Annotated in this window: 15 protein-coding genes; 8 read left to right on the forward strand and 7 right to left on the reverse strand. The window is 71.3% G+C overall.

Going from position 1 to position 15459, the window contains the following annotated elements:
* Positions 1–166 precede the first annotated feature (166 nt).
* A complete protein-coding gene (locus ACZ5UI_RS24460) occupies positions 167–1651 on the reverse strand; it encodes a flavin-containing monooxygenase (protein ID WP_464192049.1) in 1485 nt (494 codons plus the stop codon).
* Between the two features lie 33 nt (positions 1652–1684).
* Here ACZ5UI_RS24460 and ACZ5UI_RS24465 point away from each other — a divergent pair, with 33 nt between their 5' ends.
* The 5 genes from ACZ5UI_RS24465 to ACZ5UI_RS24485 all read left to right on the forward strand — a co-directional run bounded on the left by ACZ5UI_RS24465 (position 1685) and on the right by ACZ5UI_RS24485 (position 6667).
* The gene (locus ACZ5UI_RS24465; RefSeq protein ID WP_464192051.1) at positions 1685–2296 is read left to right on the forward strand and encodes a TetR/AcrR family transcriptional regulator; all 612 of its coding nucleotides are present in this window, start codon (positions 1685–1687) and stop codon (positions 2294–2296) included.
* 10 nt (positions 2297–2306) lie between these two features.
* Positions 2307–2888: a gamma subclass chorismate mutase AroQ gene (gene aroQ / locus ACZ5UI_RS24470; protein ID WP_464192053.1), complete on the forward strand. Its 582-nt coding sequence runs from the start codon at positions 2307–2309 to the stop codon at positions 2886–2888.
* A 194-nt stretch (positions 2889–3082) separates the two neighbouring features.
* A complete protein-coding gene (locus ACZ5UI_RS24475) occupies positions 3083–5587 on the forward strand; it encodes a choice-of-anchor A family protein (protein WP_464192056.1) in 2505 nt (834 codons plus the stop codon).
* Between the two features lie 44 nt (positions 5588–5631).
* Positions 5632–6057, forward strand: a complete 426-nt coding sequence (locus ACZ5UI_RS24480) for a DUF1810 domain-containing protein (RefSeq protein WP_464192058.1) — start codon at positions 5632–5634, stop codon at positions 6055–6057.
* Between the two features lie 115 nt (positions 6058–6172).
* Complete coding sequence (locus ACZ5UI_RS24485) at positions 6173–6667, forward strand: beta-class carbonic anhydrase (protein WP_464192060.1); 495 nt, start codon at positions 6173–6175, stop codon at positions 6665–6667.
* Between the two features lie 27 nt (positions 6668–6694).
* Here ACZ5UI_RS24485 and ACZ5UI_RS24490 read toward each other — a convergent pair whose 3' ends face one another.
* From ACZ5UI_RS24490 to ACZ5UI_RS24515, 6 genes are all read right to left on the reverse strand, one after another.
* A complete protein-coding gene (locus tag ACZ5UI_RS24490; protein ID WP_464192062.1) occupies positions 6695–7504 on the reverse strand; it encodes an alpha/beta fold hydrolase in 810 nt (269 codons plus the stop codon).
* Between the two features lie 79 nt (positions 7505–7583).
* On the reverse strand, positions 7584–8555 hold the full coding sequence (locus tag ACZ5UI_RS24495) for a sigma-70 family RNA polymerase sigma factor (RefSeq protein ID WP_464192065.1): 972 nt from the start codon (positions 8553–8555) through the stop codon (positions 7584–7586).
* A gap of 9 nt (positions 8556–8564) precedes the next feature.
* Positions 8565–9410 (reverse strand): alpha/beta hydrolase, encoded by an 846-nt coding sequence (locus ACZ5UI_RS24500; RefSeq protein ID WP_464192067.1) that lies wholly within the window; start codon positions 9408–9410, stop codon positions 8565–8567.
* A 9-nt stretch (positions 9411–9419) separates the two neighbouring features.
* Positions 9420–10214 (reverse strand): ABC transporter permease, encoded by a 795-nt coding sequence (locus ACZ5UI_RS24505; protein WP_464192069.1) that lies wholly within the window; start codon positions 10212–10214, stop codon positions 9420–9422.
* On the reverse strand, positions 10214–11104 hold the full coding sequence (locus ACZ5UI_RS24510; RefSeq protein ID WP_464192071.1) for an ABC transporter ATP-binding protein: 891 nt from the start codon (positions 11102–11104) through the stop codon (positions 10214–10216). The genes ACZ5UI_RS24505 and ACZ5UI_RS24510 overlap by 1 nt, the downstream gene beginning before the upstream one ends.
* Positions 11101–12279: a low temperature requirement protein A gene (locus ACZ5UI_RS24515; RefSeq protein WP_464192074.1), complete on the reverse strand. Its 1179-nt coding sequence runs from the start codon at positions 12277–12279 to the stop codon at positions 11101–11103. Before ACZ5UI_RS24515 ends, ACZ5UI_RS24510 begins: the two co-directional genes overlap by 4 nt.
* Before the next feature lie 241 nt (positions 12280–12520).
* Between ACZ5UI_RS24515 and ACZ5UI_RS24520 the strand changes: the two genes are divergently transcribed.
* The 3 genes from ACZ5UI_RS24520 to ACZ5UI_RS24530 are packed head-to-tail and all read left to right on the forward strand — an operon-like array spanning position 12521 to position 15455.
* Positions 12521–13651 carry a mandelate racemase/muconate lactonizing enzyme family protein gene (locus ACZ5UI_RS24520; RefSeq protein ID WP_464192076.1) on the forward strand — a complete coding sequence of 377 codons (1131 nt, stop codon included), beginning with the start codon at positions 12521–12523 and terminating at the stop codon, positions 13649–13651.
* Positions 13648–14715, forward strand: a complete 1068-nt coding sequence (locus ACZ5UI_RS24525) for an MmgE/PrpD family protein (RefSeq protein ID WP_464192078.1) — start codon at positions 13648–13650, stop codon at positions 14713–14715. Before ACZ5UI_RS24520 ends, ACZ5UI_RS24525 begins: the two co-directional genes overlap by 4 nt.
* A complete protein-coding gene (locus ACZ5UI_RS24530) occupies positions 14712–15455 on the forward strand; it encodes an SDR family NAD(P)-dependent oxidoreductase (RefSeq protein ID WP_464192080.1) in 744 nt (247 codons plus the stop codon). Before ACZ5UI_RS24525 ends, ACZ5UI_RS24530 begins: the two co-directional genes overlap by 4 nt.
* Positions 15456–15459 lie beyond the last annotated feature (4 nt).

Below are 15459 nucleotides of genomic sequence, written 5' to 3' on the forward strand. Positions count from 1 at the left end.
CGCACACTCCCAGTGCGGTGAGCGCGCCCAGAAGGGCTGCGCCTACGTTCCTCATGCCCATTCATCTCCTTCATGTCGTTGCATTGGCAACGTCCAGTGAAGTGATGCTTGCTGAAGCTGGCGCGAAAGAATCCTCAGCGCTAGATCAAGGGCGAGGAGGGATTGGCTAAGCGGGGACGGCCTCCCGGACCGGCGGAGCGATGGCCGAGAACTCGCTTGGGTCCAGATGGGCCAGGCGCCGCCTGAACGGATAGGTGAAGCCCGGCCACAGCGTGGAGTTGCGCCCCGTGTGGTCCAGGTACCAGCTCTGGCAGCCGCCCGACGTCCACACGGTTCCGCACATCGCGGCGTCCACCTCGGCCAGGAACGCGGCCTGCGCCTCGGCCCGCGGCTCGATCGCCTGGGCGCCGGTCCGGTCGAGGTGATCGATCGCGTCGAGGATCAGCGCGAGCTGGGACTCGATCATGAACACGACCGAGTTGTGGCCCAGGCCCGTGTTCGGTCCCAGCAGGAAGAACAGGTTCGGGTAGCCGTGGGCGATCGTGCCCAGGTGCGCGCGCGGGCTGCCGTCCCACTCGGTGGCCAGGTGGCGCCCGTCGCGACCCCACACGCGATGGGCGATCGGGATGTCGGTGACCTGGAAGCCGGTGCCGAAGATGATCGTGTCGACCGCGTGCTCGGCGCCGTCCGTGGTGACGATCGAGCGCTCGCGCACCTCGGCGATGCCGGCCGTGACGACGTCGACGTTGTCGTTCTCCAGCGCCGGCAGGTAGTCGTTGGAGAGCAGGATGCGCTTGCAGCCCATGCGGTAGTCGGGCGTGAGCTTGGCCCGCAGCGCCGGATCGGCGACCGAGTCCTGCAGGTGCTTGCGGGCGATCCGCTCGGGCAGGCGGGCCAGTGGCGGGTGCATGAACGGCAGCACGAACACCTCACGGGCCCAGTAGATCGCCGCCCGCATCGCCCGCTGGGCCGGTGGGAAGGCGCGGTACAGGCGGTGCTCCCAGCGGCGCAGCGGTCGGTCGCCGCGCGGCATGATCCACGGTGGCGTGCGCTGGAACAGGCTGAGCTTGGCCACCTGCGGCTGGATCTCGGGGACGAACTGGATCGCGCTCGCGCCGGTGCCCACGACGGCGACGCGGCGGCCGGTCAGGTCGTGGTCGTGATCCCAGGCGGCCGAGTGGAAGGTGATTCCCGCGAACCGCTCGAGGCCGGGGAGGGCGGGTAGCGCCGGCTCGTGCAGCGCGCCGGTGCCGGAGACGAGCACGTCGGCCGTCCACGTGCCCTGGCTGGTCTCGATCTCCCAGCGGCGCGCGTCGTCGTCCCAGGCCGCGCGCCGCACCTCGTGGCCGAAGCGGACGTGCTCGTAGACGCCGTGCTCGCGGGCGACGCCGCGCAGGTAGGCCCAGATCTCGCCGCCCGCGGAGAACGTGCGCGACCAGTCGGGATTGGGGGCGAAGCTGAACGAGTACAGGTGCGAGGGCACGTCGCAGGCCACGCCCGGATACGTGTTGTCGCGCCAGGTGCCGCCGACGTCGTCGGCCTTCTCGAACAGGACGAAGTCGCGGCGCCCGCGCTGCCGCAGGCGGACCGCCATGCCGAGCCCGCCGAACCCGGTGCCGGCGATGGCGATGTGGACGTGGGGAGGGGTCATCGGTCTGGTACGCATTGGTACCATCGATCGCCGATGGATAAACCCGGCGACCTGCAACTGCCGGACGACGCCAGCGGGCGCCTGCTCGGCGGCCTGGCGCTGGCGATCGTCGAGAAGGGCTACGCCGCCGCGACGATCGCCGACGTCGTGCGCCACGCGCGCGTGTCCAAGCGCACCTTCTACGAGCACTTCGCCGACAAGGAGGCGTGCTTCCTGGCCCTGTACGCCGCGGTCAGCGACCACCTGCTCGCGGTCATCGCCGACGCGGTGCGGGGCGCGGGCCCCTGGCGCGACCGCGTCGAGGCGGCCGCGCACGCGTACCTGACCGAGCTGGCGGCCCAACCGGCGCTGACCCGGACCTTCGTGGTCGAGATCCAGGCCGCCGGCCCCCGCGCGCTGGCCGCCCGCCGCGTCGTCCACGAGCGCTTCGCGGAGCAGCTGCGCGTGCTCACCGCCGAGGCCGCCACCGACGAGCCGACGATCACGCCGCTCTCGCCGGCGCTGGCCACCGCGGTCGCGGGCGGGATCAACGAGCTGATGCTCCAGGCGGTCGAGGACGGGCGCACGCAGCACCTCGCCGACCTGACCGGCGTGGCGACGGACCTGATCGTCGCGGTGGTGACCGCGCCGGTCTTCACTGGCTAGCCTGGCCCGCGTGCGGGCACTTCGGGTCCTGATCCTCTTCGCGGCGCTGCTGGTCCCAGCCGGCGTCGCCCACGCCGACGACCTCTCGGGCGCGCGCGACGTGCTGGCGCTGACCCAGCAGCGGCTCTCGTTCATGGAGACGGTCGCGGCGGCCAAGTGGGTCAGCCGGTCGCCGATCCAGGACAGCGCCCAGGAGGCCACCGTGCTGGCCAGCGCCCGCGATCTGGCCACGGCCCGCGAGTTGAACCCGACCTCGGTGGCCGACCTGTTCCAGGCGCAGATCACCGCGGCCAAGCAGATCCAGCTCGGCTGGGGTGAGCAGTGGCTGCTGTTCGGCTACCCGGCCGACGCGCCCACGCCGGACCTGGCCAGCGTGCGTCCGCAGATCGGCGCGCTGGCGCCGGCCATCGCCGACGCGCTGACGCGCACCGGGCGGGCGCACTGCGTGCGCAACGCCTACGCGAGCCTGATGAAGGCGGCGCGGGCGACGATCACCGTCCGGTTCGCCGACGACGCGCTGCGCGAGCAGATCGTCGACGCGGTGCTGGGCGTGCGGCCCGCCGGTCGGCGGGCACCCTGTTCATCCGTCTGACGCAGCCCAAATCAGCCCGCCCGTCGAAACTCGAGGGGGGTGCTTCAGGTTTTTCTCGCGACAGTCGATAAACGAATGTCGGACCTCACGTGAACCCTGAAGTTCACTACCTTGAGGTCAGACGTTGTTTGACAGACGTCTAATACCTCCCTCAACCGGGTCGAACCTCACCAATGATCTCTGCGCTCCTCCGCGTGGCACTCCGTGCTGCGCTCGCCTGCCTGGCCCTGCTCGGGCTCGCGGCAATTCCGCTTGCCACCTCGGCAAGCGCGACGCCCGCTTCTTGCACGACCGTCGCCAACCCGCTGGGCGCCGCCCAGGGTTGGACCGAGTTCATCGAGGGGCGCAACAACCGCCACTCGTCGGAGTCGGAAGGGTCGGTGGCCACCGGCGGTGTCCTGACCATCCAGCAGGTGGACATCCACGGCACCAACGGCAACCCGGCGACCGTTCGCCTGGTCGTCGGCGACAAGATCACCAACGGTGGTGCGCCGGTGAAGCTCGAGCACGGCAGCGCGTGGGTGGGGAACCGGGCCGGCAGCACGCCGTTCTTCAACAACCCGCCGAATCCCGGCGCCATCGAGTTCCATCAGTCGGGCTCGGGCTACGCCGCCTCCAACCCGATCGACTTCGCCGCGGCCTTCACCGACCTGCGGGCCAAGTCGACGGCGTGGGCGACCGCGACGACGACCGGCACGGTGGCCAACCTCAACCCGCCAGCGGTCCCCGAGGGTCCGCTGCTCGGGATGACCGGCACCAACTCGGACCTGAACGTCTTCAACGTCACGGCCGCGCAGCTGTCCTCGACCCAGGGCGTCGCCATCGACGTGCCGATGGGCTCGGTCGCGCTCATCAACGTCTCGGGCACCTCGGTGACCCTGGGCAACGGCAGCGCCGCGAAGATGTGGCTCAAGCAGGGCGGCACCTGGAAGCAGGCCAGCGACTCCACGATCGCCGCGCAGCCGGGGATCCTGTGGAACTTCCCGACGGCGACGTCGGTGAACTTCAACGGCGGCGGCAACTGGGGCGGCACGTACCTGGCCCCCAACGCGGCCGTGTCCACCAGCAGCTCGATCGGCAACAACCCTGGCCAGATCATCGCAAAGACGTTCGACTCCGAGAAGGAGACGCACCTCGGTCTGTTCCCGAGCAGCGCCTGCCTGCCGGGCGGCGGCGGTCCGACGCCGACGCCGGACGCCGACGTGCAGATCACCAAGACGGCCTCCAAGGCCAGCCCCGGCGGCGGCTCGACCTTCAGCTACTCGCTGACCGTCAAGAACAACGGCCCCGACAAGGCGACCGCCGTCAAGGCCAGCGACACGCTGCCGCTCGGCGTGACGTTCGACTGGGCCTCGACCGGCTGCACGGTCTCCGGCGTCATCGTCACCTGCGATGCGGGCGACCTGAACAACGGCGACTCCAAGACGTTCAAGATCGGCGTGATCGCCAACCCGATCGGCGCCGGCGGCTCGGTGCCGCACCCCGGTCAGCAGCACAACCTGACGATCTCCAAGGTGGAGTCGCAGGTCGATCTCAACCCGGGTGAGACGAAGACCGTCCAGATCTCGTGCCCCTCGTCGGGCGCGATCCTGAGCGATGCCTCGATTCGCGTCGATGCCGTCGACCAGGGCACGGGCGCGATGACCGACGTGCACGTGGTCAGCGCGCAGTCGACCGGGATCGCCTCCTGGGAGGCCGTCGTGACCAACGGCGCGACCGGCCGCGCGCAGGCCAAGGCCTTCGCGGTCTGCCTGCCCGCCTCGACGGAGTCGGCCGGTGGCCACCAGCACTCGCTGATCGCCGCCAACAACGTCGTCTCCACCACGCAGGCGTGGGGCGTCGGGCGCCAGACGGCGACCGTCGCGTGCCCGAGCGGCACGATGCCGATCGTCCCGGGCTTCGCCTTCGCGGGCGGCGCGGCGACGGTGGCCGGCTCCGAGCCGACCGCCGGCGGCTGGAAGTTCACGGTCGACGTGAGCTCCCCGACCACGGCGACGTTGTCGGTGCGCTGCCTGAACACGGACGTCGATCCGGCGGCCGGCCACACGCACGCGCTGGTCACCAACCACATCGTGCGCACGGTCAACGTGCCGGCCGGTCAGACGATCGAGGAGCAGGTCATCTGCGCCGACGACGCCAAGGGCATCGTGGGCACCTGGACGCTGCCGGCGGGCGTGTACTCGGTGGGCAACGACCCGCGGCCGAAGACGCGCGCGTTCAAGCTGGTCAACACGACCGGCTCCAACCAGAGCGCGACGATCGACCTCGAGTGCCTCAACGACCGCACCGGTCCCGAGAAGGTCAACGGCGCCTCGCCCGTGTCGGTGCTCAACACCGCCACGGTCAGCACCACCGCGACCGACTCGGTCAACGGCAACAACAGCGCGAGCGCGACCGTCACGGTCCAGCCCGACAAGGTCGTGGCGCTGGGCGCCTCGGCCAAGGCCGGCTCGACCAAGCTGACGGTCAAGGCGATCGCCTCGGTCAGCGACAACGCAACGATCACGGTGAAGTCGCCGTCGGGCACGGTCTGGGCCACGGGCTCGACCAACCTGACCGCCGGCGTGGCCAAGACGGTGCAGCTGGACCTGACCAGCGACGGCCAGGCCGCGCTGGGCTCGGCCACGAAGAAGGGCAAGGGCACGATCGAGGTCTCCGCGGGCAGCGGGACTCGCTGGATGACGATCAAGCCGGCCTAGCTCACGGATCTCCCACCCATGGGGCGCGACTAGCATCGCGCCCCATGGGCGATCCGTTTGATCTGGAGCGCTTCGTCGACGCGCAGGACGCCGGTGGGACGTACGACCGGGCGCTGTCGGAACTGCGTGGCGGGCGCAAGGTGAGCCACTGGATGTGGTTCGTGTTCCCGCAGGTGGCCGGCCTGGGTCGCTCGCCGACGGCGGCGCGCTACGCGATCTCCGGCCTGGACGAGGCGCGCGCCTACCTGGCGCATCCGGTCCTCGGCCCGCGCCTGATCGAGAGCGCAAGCGCGATGGCCGAGCAGGACGGTCGCTCCGCCGCCGACATCCTCGGCGAGGTCGACGCGCTGAAGCTGCGCTCTTCGATGACGTTGTTCGCACGCGCGTCCGGCTACGAGCCGGTGTTCGCCCAGGTGCTCGAGCGCTACTTCGACGGCCTGGCCGATCGGGAGACCGAGCGGCGGCTGTGAGCTTCACCGCGCCGTCGCGGCGCTGCCCGGCGTTGCTTGTCGGATCCATGGTCGCCATGACCATCGATCCGACAAGCAACGCGTGCGCGGTCGTCGGTTCGTACCATCCGAGCCGATGCGCAACGCCGACCACATGCTCGAACACGCTGCGACGCACGCGGCGTCGAACGCCGCGCCGAACCTCAGCGCCGCGCCCGGTCGCAAGGTCGCGGTGCTCGCGTGCATGGACGCGCGGATCGCGATCTTCCCGCTGCTCGGGCTGGAGCTCGGGGACGCGCACATCATCCGCAACGCCGGCGGCCTGGCCACCGACGACGCGATCCGCTCGCTGGCCATCTCGCAGCGCGTGCTGGGCACCGAGGAGATCGTGGTCGTGATGCACGACGGGTGCGGCCTGCACGGCGCGTCCGAGGACGTGTTCACCAAGGAGCTGGCCGAGGCCGGCGCGCACCCCAGCTGGCGGATGGGCGCCTTCGCCGACATCGACGCGACGATGCGCAACAGCCTGCAGCGCCTGCGCACCGCACCCGAGCTCAGCCGCCGCGACCACATCCGCGGCCTCGTGTTCGACCCCGAGACCGGGGGCGTGCGCGAGGTGCTCGACGACTGACGGCGTTCCTTGTCAGATCGCTCGGGCTCAGGCCGAGGGATCTGACAAGCAACGCGAGAGGAAGTCGCGGATCGTCTTGGCCACGACGTCGGGCTGCTCGAGCAGCCCGAGGTGGCCGGTGTCGATCTCGACGTACTCCGCGCCGTCGATGCCCGCCTGCAGGGCGCGCGCGTGCTCGATCGGAACCACCGAGTCGAGCGTCTGCCCGATGACCAGCGTCCGGGCGCGGATCAGGCCGAGCGACGAGCGCAGGTCGATGCGCCGGTCCAGGGCGGCCTGGCGGGCCGTGCCGGGCTGGCGGTTGCGCACGCCGAACGCGACCGCCTCTTCGGCCTCGGCGAGCGACATCGCCGAGACGAACGCCGGCGACAGCGCGCTGAGCAGCGCGATCCGGGCGAACAGGTCGGGATCGGACTGCGACAGGCGCTCCCACACCCCGAACTGGATCTGCATGCGCGCGTCGTCGACCGCGTCGACCAGGCCGCCGATCAGCACCAGCGACCGCACCAGCTCGGGCCGATCGGCGGCCAGCTGCGCCGCGACCGCCGCGCCCAGCGAGAAGCCGACGAGGTCGAAGGACGCCAGACCCGCGGCCGCCGCCGCGCCCGCGACCTGCTCGGCCAGCACCTCCAGCGTCAGCGGGCCGCCGCCGTCCGTCGTCTCGCCCGAGCCCGCGTAGTCCGGGCGCACGACCGTCCACGCGTCGGCGAAGCGCGGGACCAGCGCACCCCAGTCGGTCGCGCCGTTGCCGCCCGTGCCGTGCACCAGCACCAGGCCCGGTCCCGACCCGTCGACGGCGTACGCCACGCGGGCGTCACCGACGTCGACGAAGCTCACGCCGGCAGGTCCTCGGGCGCCCGCAGCCGCTGGAACCGCTCGCCCTCGTCGGGCTCCAGCCGACCGACGGCGACGTCCATCAGGCTTCGAGGCGCTCGGGCAGCCCGAACGCCGGGAACAGCTCGGGAAACAGGAAGTTGTGGACCGCGCCGATCGCGCCGCCGCCCGCGGCCACGTCGATGGCCACGATCGACCAGGGCGTCCACACGCCGTCGCCCGTGGGCTTGTAGGCCGCGTAGCCCGGCGAGCCGTTGACGTCGACGCGCAGCACGCGCGAGCCGCGGCAGTGGATCCCGGTGCCGAGCATGAAGCGCCCGACCTCCTCGGGGCCCTCCAGCCACATCGCGTGCGGCGGCATGTCGAAGACGACGTCGCGCGCGAGCAACGCGACGAGCGTGTCGATGTCGTAGGCCTCGAACGCCGCCACGTAGCGGTCCAGCAGCTCCTCGTGCTCGTCGGCCACCTCGGCCGTCTCGGCCGGATCGATGTCCAGCCCGTCGATCGTCGCCCGCGCCCGTTGCAGCGCGCTGTTGACCGAGGCGACGCTCGACTCGAGCAGCTCGGCGGTCTCCGCGGCCGAGAAGTGCAGCACCTCGCGCAGCACCAGCACGGCGCGCTGGCGCGGCGGCAGATGCTGCAGCGCGGCGACGAAGGCCAGGCGCACGGTCTCGCGGGCGACGGCCACGGACTCGGGATCGCCGGACTCCGGCAGCACCGCCGCATCGGCGACCGGCTCGACCCACGTGTAGCGGGGCAGCTCGTCGAGGATCGGGCGGTCCGCGCTGACCAGCGACCCGACCTCCAACGGTCGGGCGCGCCGCTGCGCGCCCGACAGCATGGAGAGGCAGACGTTCGTGGCGATCCGGTACACCCAGGCGCGCAGCGCGTCGCGCGCCTTCAGCGAACCGGCATTGCGCCAGGCCCGCACCATCGTCTCCTGCACCGCATCGTCGGCCTCGGAACCGGACCCGAGCATTCGGTAGCAGTAGCCCGTCAGCTCACGTCGGTACGGCTCGAGATCGAGCGTGATCGCCTCCGCCTCGACCGCCATGCCTCGACGCTACACGAAGCGCTTCACGAAGTTCAGCGACGTGTCGCACACCTCGCGCCAACGGCTGTCGATGGTCAGCGCGTGGCCGCGGTCGCTGATCTCCACGATCTCCGTGAGGCCCGGGTTGTCCTTCTGCTGCTTGTAGGACGCGTTCGACACCGCCCATGGGACGGTGTGGTCGTTGTCGGCACCGACGATCAGCAGCGGCCCGCGGTCGGGGTTGTCGGAGTCGACCTTGACCTCGGTCCACGGGTTCAGGTTGGCCGACGCGGCCTGGAACAGCGGCTCGCCCGGGGAGGGAACGGAGAACTCCTCGTACAGGGCCTTCGCCTCGTCCTCCTCGAGCAGGTTGGCGAAGCCGTACTGGAACTGCTCGAAGGTCAGCGGCACCGCGCGGTTCTTGTTCAGCGGGTTGCGCAGCGCCACCGACGCGACGCGCAGCGCGGAGATCGGCAGCGCCAGGACGCCGCGGTACGGCGCCGGGCTGATCGAGACCGTCGCCGCCGACAGGCCGCGGCCGGCCAGGATCTGCACCAGGAGGCCGCCGAACGAGTGCCCGATGATCGCTGGCTTGCGGTCGAGCTTGGCGATGTGCTCGCCGATGTGGTCGGCCACGTCGCCGACCGACACGCCGGCCACGTCCTCGGGGTTGGCCTTGGCCTCTTCGACGGTCTCGTGGTCGCCGGGCCAGTCGGCGGCGACCGTCGCGTAGCCGGCCTCCTCGAAGACGGCGGCCCACCGATCCCAGCTGCTGGGCAGCAGCCACAGACCGTGGACGAAGACGACGGGGACCTTGCCGGAGGCGTTGGCGGCGTCGATTTGCGCTTCGGTGGTGTCGTGTGCAGAGGAGGACATAGCCCTTCTCTACAGGATCAGGCGCTTCTCCATGAAATGAATTGCCAGCCGCCACATGATCAGCGCGAACCCGATCAGAAAGGCCAGGTGCCCGACGTCGGCCCAGCCGACGAAGCCGAACACCGCGTGGCGCACCAGCTGCACGCAGTGGAACAGCGGGTTGAAGTTGCCCAGGATCTGCGCCCACTCGGGCAGCTCGGACAGCGGGAAGAACGTGCCGGCGACGAGGAACATCGGGGTGAGCAGGCCGCTCTGCCAGTAGGAGAAGGACTCGATCGACTTCGCCCGAGCGGCGATGAAGATGCCGGTCGCGGCCCAGCCGAAGCCGGCCAGCGCGGCGATGAACGGCACCAGCAGCATGCCCCAGCTCGGATCCAGCCCGAAGACCATGGCCACGAGCATCGGCACGCACCCGTACACACCCGTGCGCGCGCCGATCCACAGCGCCTCGCCGGTGACCAGCTCCTCGACGTCGACCGGCGCGGCCAGGATCGCGTCGTAGGTGTGCTGGAACGTCGCCTTGACGAACGTCCCGTACATGGCCGGGAACGCGCCGGAGAACAGGACCGTCGTGGCCACGATGCCGGTGCCGACGAAGTCGATGTAGTCGTAGCCGCCGACCGTGCTGACCAGTGAGCCGAAGCCGAACCCGAAGGCCAGCAGGTAGATCGTCGGGTCGACGGTCGAGGAGAACGTCGACGACTTCCAGAACGAGGAGAAGTTGACGACCTCGCGCACGAGCACGCCGCGCAGCGCCGCGGCCTCGAGCCGATGCAGGCGCCGCGATGTATCGGCCGCGGCCATCAGCCGATCTCCTCACCGGTGAGCAGCACGAAGACGTCCTCGAGGTTCGTCGTGCGCCGCTCGCCGTCCAGGCCGTGGTCGTCGTCGGCGTGCAGGATGGCCACCGACGTCCCCGTCCGCCGGGTCCGCCAGCCCCGCTCGACCGCCACGCCCTCGACCTCGCGCAGGCGGGTGGGGGAGCCGTACACCTCGAGCGCCTCGCTGCCGGCGTGGTGCTCGATCAGCTCGCGCGGCGGCCCCTCCGCCACCGCCTGGCCGTGGGAGACGATCGTCACGCGGTCGCACAGGCGCTCAGCCTCGTCGATGTAGTGCGTGCTCATCAGGATCGACACGCCCTCCGAGCCCAGGCGGGCGATCAGCGCCCACAGCTCCTGGCGGACCTGCGGATCCAGGCCGACGGTCGGCTCGTCCAGCAGCACCAGCCGCGGCTCGTGCAGCAGCGCCCGGGCGATCAGCAGCCGCCGGCGCATGCCGCCGCTGAGCACGTCGACCTTGGCGTCGCGGCGGTCGCCCAGGTTGGCGATGTCCAGCGCCCGGTCGATCGCCGCGCGGCGAGCCGCCTTGGGCACGCGATACAGATGCGTGAAGACGAGCAGGTTCTGCTCCACGGTCAGCGTCGTGTCGAGGTTGTCGAGCTGCGGCACGACGCCCATCAGCGCGCGCGCCTGCTTGGAGTCCTCCGGGAGCCGGTGCCCGAGGATCTCCAGCTCGCCCTCGTCGGCGATCGCCTGGGCGGTGAGGATCCGCATCGTCGTCGACTTGCCCGCGCCGTTGGGGCCGAGCAGGCCGACACACGAGCCGGCCGGGACGTCGAGGTCGAGGCCGTCGACCGCGGTCAGGGAGCCGAACCGCTTGACCACGCCGCGCATCCGCAGCGCCAGGTCGCTCATGCCTCGTCGACCTGATGGCGCAGGCGGTGGCGCAGCTCGGCGAAGCGGATCCGCTCGTAGACGAGGACCGCGACGAGCACGAGCAGCGTCAGCCCGACCGACAGCAACGCGGGGATGTGCTCGGCCACCGGGATCAGCACCAGCAGCACGATGGCGCCGACCAGACGCTGGGTGCTGAAGCGATGCACGTTGCGCCAGCGGAAGGCGACGTGTGCGAGCAGGTACATCGCGCCGCCGCCCATCAGCGCGATGGCGGGCACGAGCTTGAGGTGCTCGTCGACGTGCTCGATCGTCTTCTCCAGCCCGAGCGCCATCAGCTCGATGCCGGCGACCATCGGGAAGTGCAGGTAGGAGAAGGAGTCGCGCGCGATCTCGTTGCGCTCCTTGCCCTCGGCCGCGTTGTGGAGTCTTCGCTCGGCGACCAGCGCGACCACGTCGAAGTACAGCCACCACAGCGCCGCCGAGATCCCCAGGCCGAGGATCGCCGCGACGACGATGCCGGTGTCGATGTCCAGCGCCCGGGCGCCGACGCCGATGGCCACGATCGACTCGCCCAGCGCGACGATGATGATCAGCCCGTGGCGCTCGGCGAAGTGCGCCGGGTTGAGCTTCCAGCCGTCGCTGCCGAACACGTACGGCTCGCCCATGTCCAGCGCCAGCGCGAGGCCCCAGATGCCGATCTGCAGCCAGCCGTCGGCGAACGACCCGCCAACCAACAGCGCGACGCCGATCGTCGTGCCCACCGTCAGGCCGCGCACCGCGCGCTGGAACGCGGGGTCCTCGCGGCCGCCCAGGCTGAGCAGGTAGAGCTGGGAGAAGCGCACGACCGCGTAGCCGATGGCGAACAGCAGCCCCTCGTCGCCGTAGGCGTCGGGGATGCACAGCGCCACCACCAGCAGGCCGGCCATCGCGACGAAGAAGCCGAGGCGGACCAGGCCTTCCTCGGGGTCGATGACCGACCCCACCCACGTGTAGCCGACCCAGGCCCACCACATGATCCCGGCGATCAGCACGCCCTGGACCAGGCCCTGGCCGGTCGGGTGCTCGGCCATCAGCGCCGTGCACTGCGTCAACGTCAGGACGAAGACGAGGTCGAAGAACAGCTCCAGCGGGCGCACGCGCGCGTCGTCGCGCAGAACGGCGCGGCGCGGGCGTAACGGCGCTGCGGAACTCATGCGCCCGCGGACTCTACGCGTCGACCGGGCGGACGCTGGCTACCCAAATCATTGGACGTTTCCGACTGAGGGGAGAAACGCGATGCGCGCGCCGTTGGCCTGCGTACCGGACCATGCAGCGCAGCACCCGCACGCCCGCCGCGATGCCGCGCGCCTGACCGGCCGTTGTCCGCTTGCGCCCGGATGGCGGGCTTGAGCGGACAACGGCTGGCCGGAATCGGTTCTGGTACCGTTGCCGACCATGGCGCGCGTCAGCGGTATCTCGACCTTCCCGGTCGCCTATCCCGAGCCCAACGACAACGGCAACACGCGCCACCTGCTGTTCGTGCGCGTCGAGGCCGACGACGGCACGGTGGGCTGGGGCGAGGCGATCACCATGTTCCCCGATGCCACGCGGGCGACGGCGGATTTCGTCAACGGGATGGCCGAGCTGGTCATCGGCACCGACCCGATGACCAACGTCCAGACCTGGCGCTCGATCAAGAAGAACGGCTGGTGGGTCGGCTACCGCGGCGGCGCCGCCGCCTTCGCCCTGAGCGCGATCGACATCGCCCTGTGGGACCTGAAGGGCAAGCTGCTGGGGCAGCCGCTGATCAACCTGCTCGGCGGCGCCGCGCACGAGAAGCTGCCCTCCGTCGCCTCCACGCACGTGTTCAACGAGTCGCTGGAGTACGAGGCCGAGCGCCACGGCCGCTACGTGCGCGAGCAGGGCTACCAGGGCGTGAAGATCGGGATGGGCAAGAAGGGCGGCACGCGGCTGGGCTACGAGCTCGCCCGCGACGTCGAGTTCGTGCGCCTGCTGCGCGAGGCCGTCGGCCCCGACGCCTGGATCATGATGGACCGCGGCCAGGCCCTGACCTGGGATCTGGCCGAGGCGATCAAGCGCACCAACGCCTTCGAGGAGCTCGGCCTGTACTGGATCGAGGAGCCGCTGGAGCCCGATGACGTCAAGGGGCACGAGCGCCTGCGCCAGCACACCAAGACGCTGGTCGCCGGCGGCGAGCGCGAGTGGGACGCGCGCGGCTTCCAGCGCGTGATCGAGAGCGGCGTCATCGACGTGGTCGGCTGCGACATCGGCCGCGCCGAGGGCATCACCGGCGCGCTGCGCGTGATCGCGCTGGTCGAGCAGCACGACCTGTGGTTCAACTCGCACGCGTGGTCCAGCGCCGTCAACACGTCGGCCTCGATCGCGCTGTCGGCCTCGACGCCGCGCTGCCTGCTGCAGGAGCTCAAGCCCGACGAGAACCCGATGCAGCACGAGCTCGTGGAGACGCCGATCGCCCAGCAGGACGGCTGGATCACGGTGCCCACCGGCCCCGGCCTCGGCGTCGAGGTGCGCGAGTCGGTGCTGGAGCAATACCGGCTGTCATGACCCTCACCGAGCGGATGGTGGGCGCCGCCCTGGAGGCCTACGACCCGCTCGAGGCGCGCACCGCCGGTGGGCGCGCGCTGTTCGACTACCTGGCCAACCTGCAGGCCGGTCGACGCGCTGTGCCCGCCGCGGTGGGCGACGCCGGCGCCGCGGTCGCGCTCGATCGCGACGACGTGCACTGGGCGTCGCTGACCCATCCCGGGGCGATCGTGTGGACCGTGGTGCTGGCCGCCGGCGCCGAGGGCGAGGACCGCTGGCGCGCCGCGCACGCGGGCTACGAGGTGACCGCGCGCCTGGGCCGCGCGCTCGGTCCCGACCACCGTCGCTACTGGCACGCGACGACGAGCGCCGGGACCGTCGGCGGCGCGGTCGCCGCGGCGCTGGCGCTGGGCACCGATCCGGTCGCCGCCGCCAGCCATGCGGTCTCCCTGGCCGGCGGGTCGATCCTCGCGCTGGTCGAGCGCAGCGACACGCGCATCGTCCACCGCGACCACGCGGTCAACGCCGCGCTGCTGTGCGCGCGCCTGACCGATCTTCGCCCCACCCAGCTCGGGCTCGAGCACGAGCGCGGGCTGTTCGCGGCGATGGGTGGCTCGTCCGAGCAGGCGCTGGAGGGATTCGACCGGGGCGCGATCGCCGGCACCAGCCTGCGCGCGCACGCGACCAGCGGGTTCAACCAGGCGCTGGTCGACGCCGCGCGCGAGCTGGCCGACGACGGCGGCCCGATCCTGGTCGAGGCGCCCGCGGCGACGCTGGCCATGGCCGGCGACCCCGCGCCGGGGACCGCCGCGGACGCCTGGTGGAGCGCACCGCACGCCGTCGCGGTGGCCCTGCTGGGCCGCGATCTCGAGGACCTCGCGCACGTCGACGACCCCGAGGTGACCGCCGTCCGAGCGCGCGTCGAGTTGCGTGAGGCCGCGGTCTCGCGCGTGACCATCGGCGGGCGCAGCGCCCAGCGCACCCTGGCCGACCAGCTGACCGACGACGACCTGCTGACCAAGTGGCGCGCGCTCAACCCCGACGCCGCACCCCCGCTCGACCTGCTCCAGAAGGGATCCGCATGACCGACACCAAGCGCGCCGTCGTGACCGGCGCGGCCCGCGGGATCGGCCAGGCCGTTGCCTTGCGCCTGCTGGCCGAGGGCGTCGAGGTCGTCGCCGTCGACCTCGACACCGACGGTCTGGCCACGGTGGAGGAGGCCGGCGCCACCCCGCTGGCCGTCGACCTGTCCACCGAGGAGGGCGTCGACGCCGTCGCCGCGGTCGCCGCCAGCGACTTCGACTTTCTGGTCAACTGCCACGGGATCATCCGGCTGCGTCCGCTGCTTCAGACGTCGCGCCAGGACTGGCACGACCTGTTCGCGGTCAACGCCGAGTCGATCTTCTTCCTGTGCCAGCAGATCGGCCCGAAGCTGCGCCCGGGCGGGGCGATCGTCAACCTCTCGTCGGTCTCGGCCAAGCTGACCTCGACCGCCGAGACGGCGATCTACGCCACGACGAAGACGGCGATCCTGGCCATCACGCGCGCCTTCGCCTACGCGCTGGCCGCGCAGGACGTGCGCGTCAACGCGGTCTGCCCCGGCATCACCGACACCCCCATGCAGGACGCCGTCCTCGAGGAGGTCTCCGTGCTGCGCGGCGTGCCGCTCCAGGAGCTCTCCGAGGCCCGCAACGACAGCGTCCCGATGAAGCGCGGCGCCACGCCCGCCGAGATGGCCGGCAGCATCTGGTTCCTGCTCTCGCCCGACAGCTCCTACATGACCGGCGAGGCGATGAACGTCTCGGGCGGCCTCGCCATGTGGTGAGGCC

This window comes from Conexibacter sp. JCM 18997, assembly GCF_055391915.1.

What these genes read in the sequence shown, in the direction of transcription:
- ACZ5UI_RS24460 (WP_464192049.1), bottom strand. Translation starts at nt 1,651, where the DNA reads ATGACCCCTCCCCACGTCCACATCGCCATCGCCGGCACCGGGTTCGGC.
- ACZ5UI_RS24465 (WP_464192051.1), top strand. Translation starts at nt 1,685, where the DNA reads ATGGATAAACCCGGCGACCTGCAACTGCCGGACGACGCCAGCGGGCGC.
- ACZ5UI_RS24480 (WP_464192058.1), top strand. Translation starts at nt 5,632, where the DNA reads ATGGGCGATCCGTTTGATCTGGAGCGCTTCGTCGACGCGCAGGACGCC.
- ACZ5UI_RS24485 (WP_464192060.1), top strand. Translation starts at nt 6,173, where the DNA reads ATGCGCAACGCCGACCACATGCTCGAACACGCTGCGACGCACGCGGCG.
- ACZ5UI_RS24495 (WP_464192065.1), bottom strand. Translation starts at nt 8,555, where the DNA reads ATGGCGGTCGAGGCGGAGGCGATCACGCTCGATCTCGAGCCGTACCGA.
- ACZ5UI_RS24500 (WP_464192067.1), bottom strand. Translation starts at nt 9,410, where the DNA reads ATGTCCTCCTCTGCACACGACACCACCGAAGCGCAAATCGACGCCGCC.
- ACZ5UI_RS24505 (WP_464192069.1), bottom strand. Translation starts at nt 10,214, where the DNA reads ATGGCCGCGGCCGATACATCGCGGCGCCTGCATCGGCTCGAGGCCGCG.
- ACZ5UI_RS24510 (WP_464192071.1), bottom strand. Translation starts at nt 11,104, where the DNA reads ATGAGCGACCTGGCGCTGCGGATGCGCGGCGTGGTCAAGCGGTTCGGC.
- ACZ5UI_RS24515 (WP_464192074.1), bottom strand. Translation starts at nt 12,279, where the DNA reads ATGAGTTCCGCAGCGCCGTTACGCCCGCGCCGCGCCGTTCTGCGCGAC.
- ACZ5UI_RS24520 (WP_464192076.1), top strand. Translation starts at nt 12,521, where the DNA reads ATGGCGCGCGTCAGCGGTATCTCGACCTTCCCGGTCGCCTATCCCGAG.
- ACZ5UI_RS24525 (WP_464192078.1), top strand. Translation starts at nt 13,648, where the DNA reads ATGACCCTCACCGAGCGGATGGTGGGCGCCGCCCTGGAGGCCTACGAC.
- ACZ5UI_RS24530 (WP_464192080.1), top strand. Translation starts at nt 14,712, where the DNA reads ATGACCGACACCAAGCGCGCCGTCGTGACCGGCGCGGCCCGCGGGATC.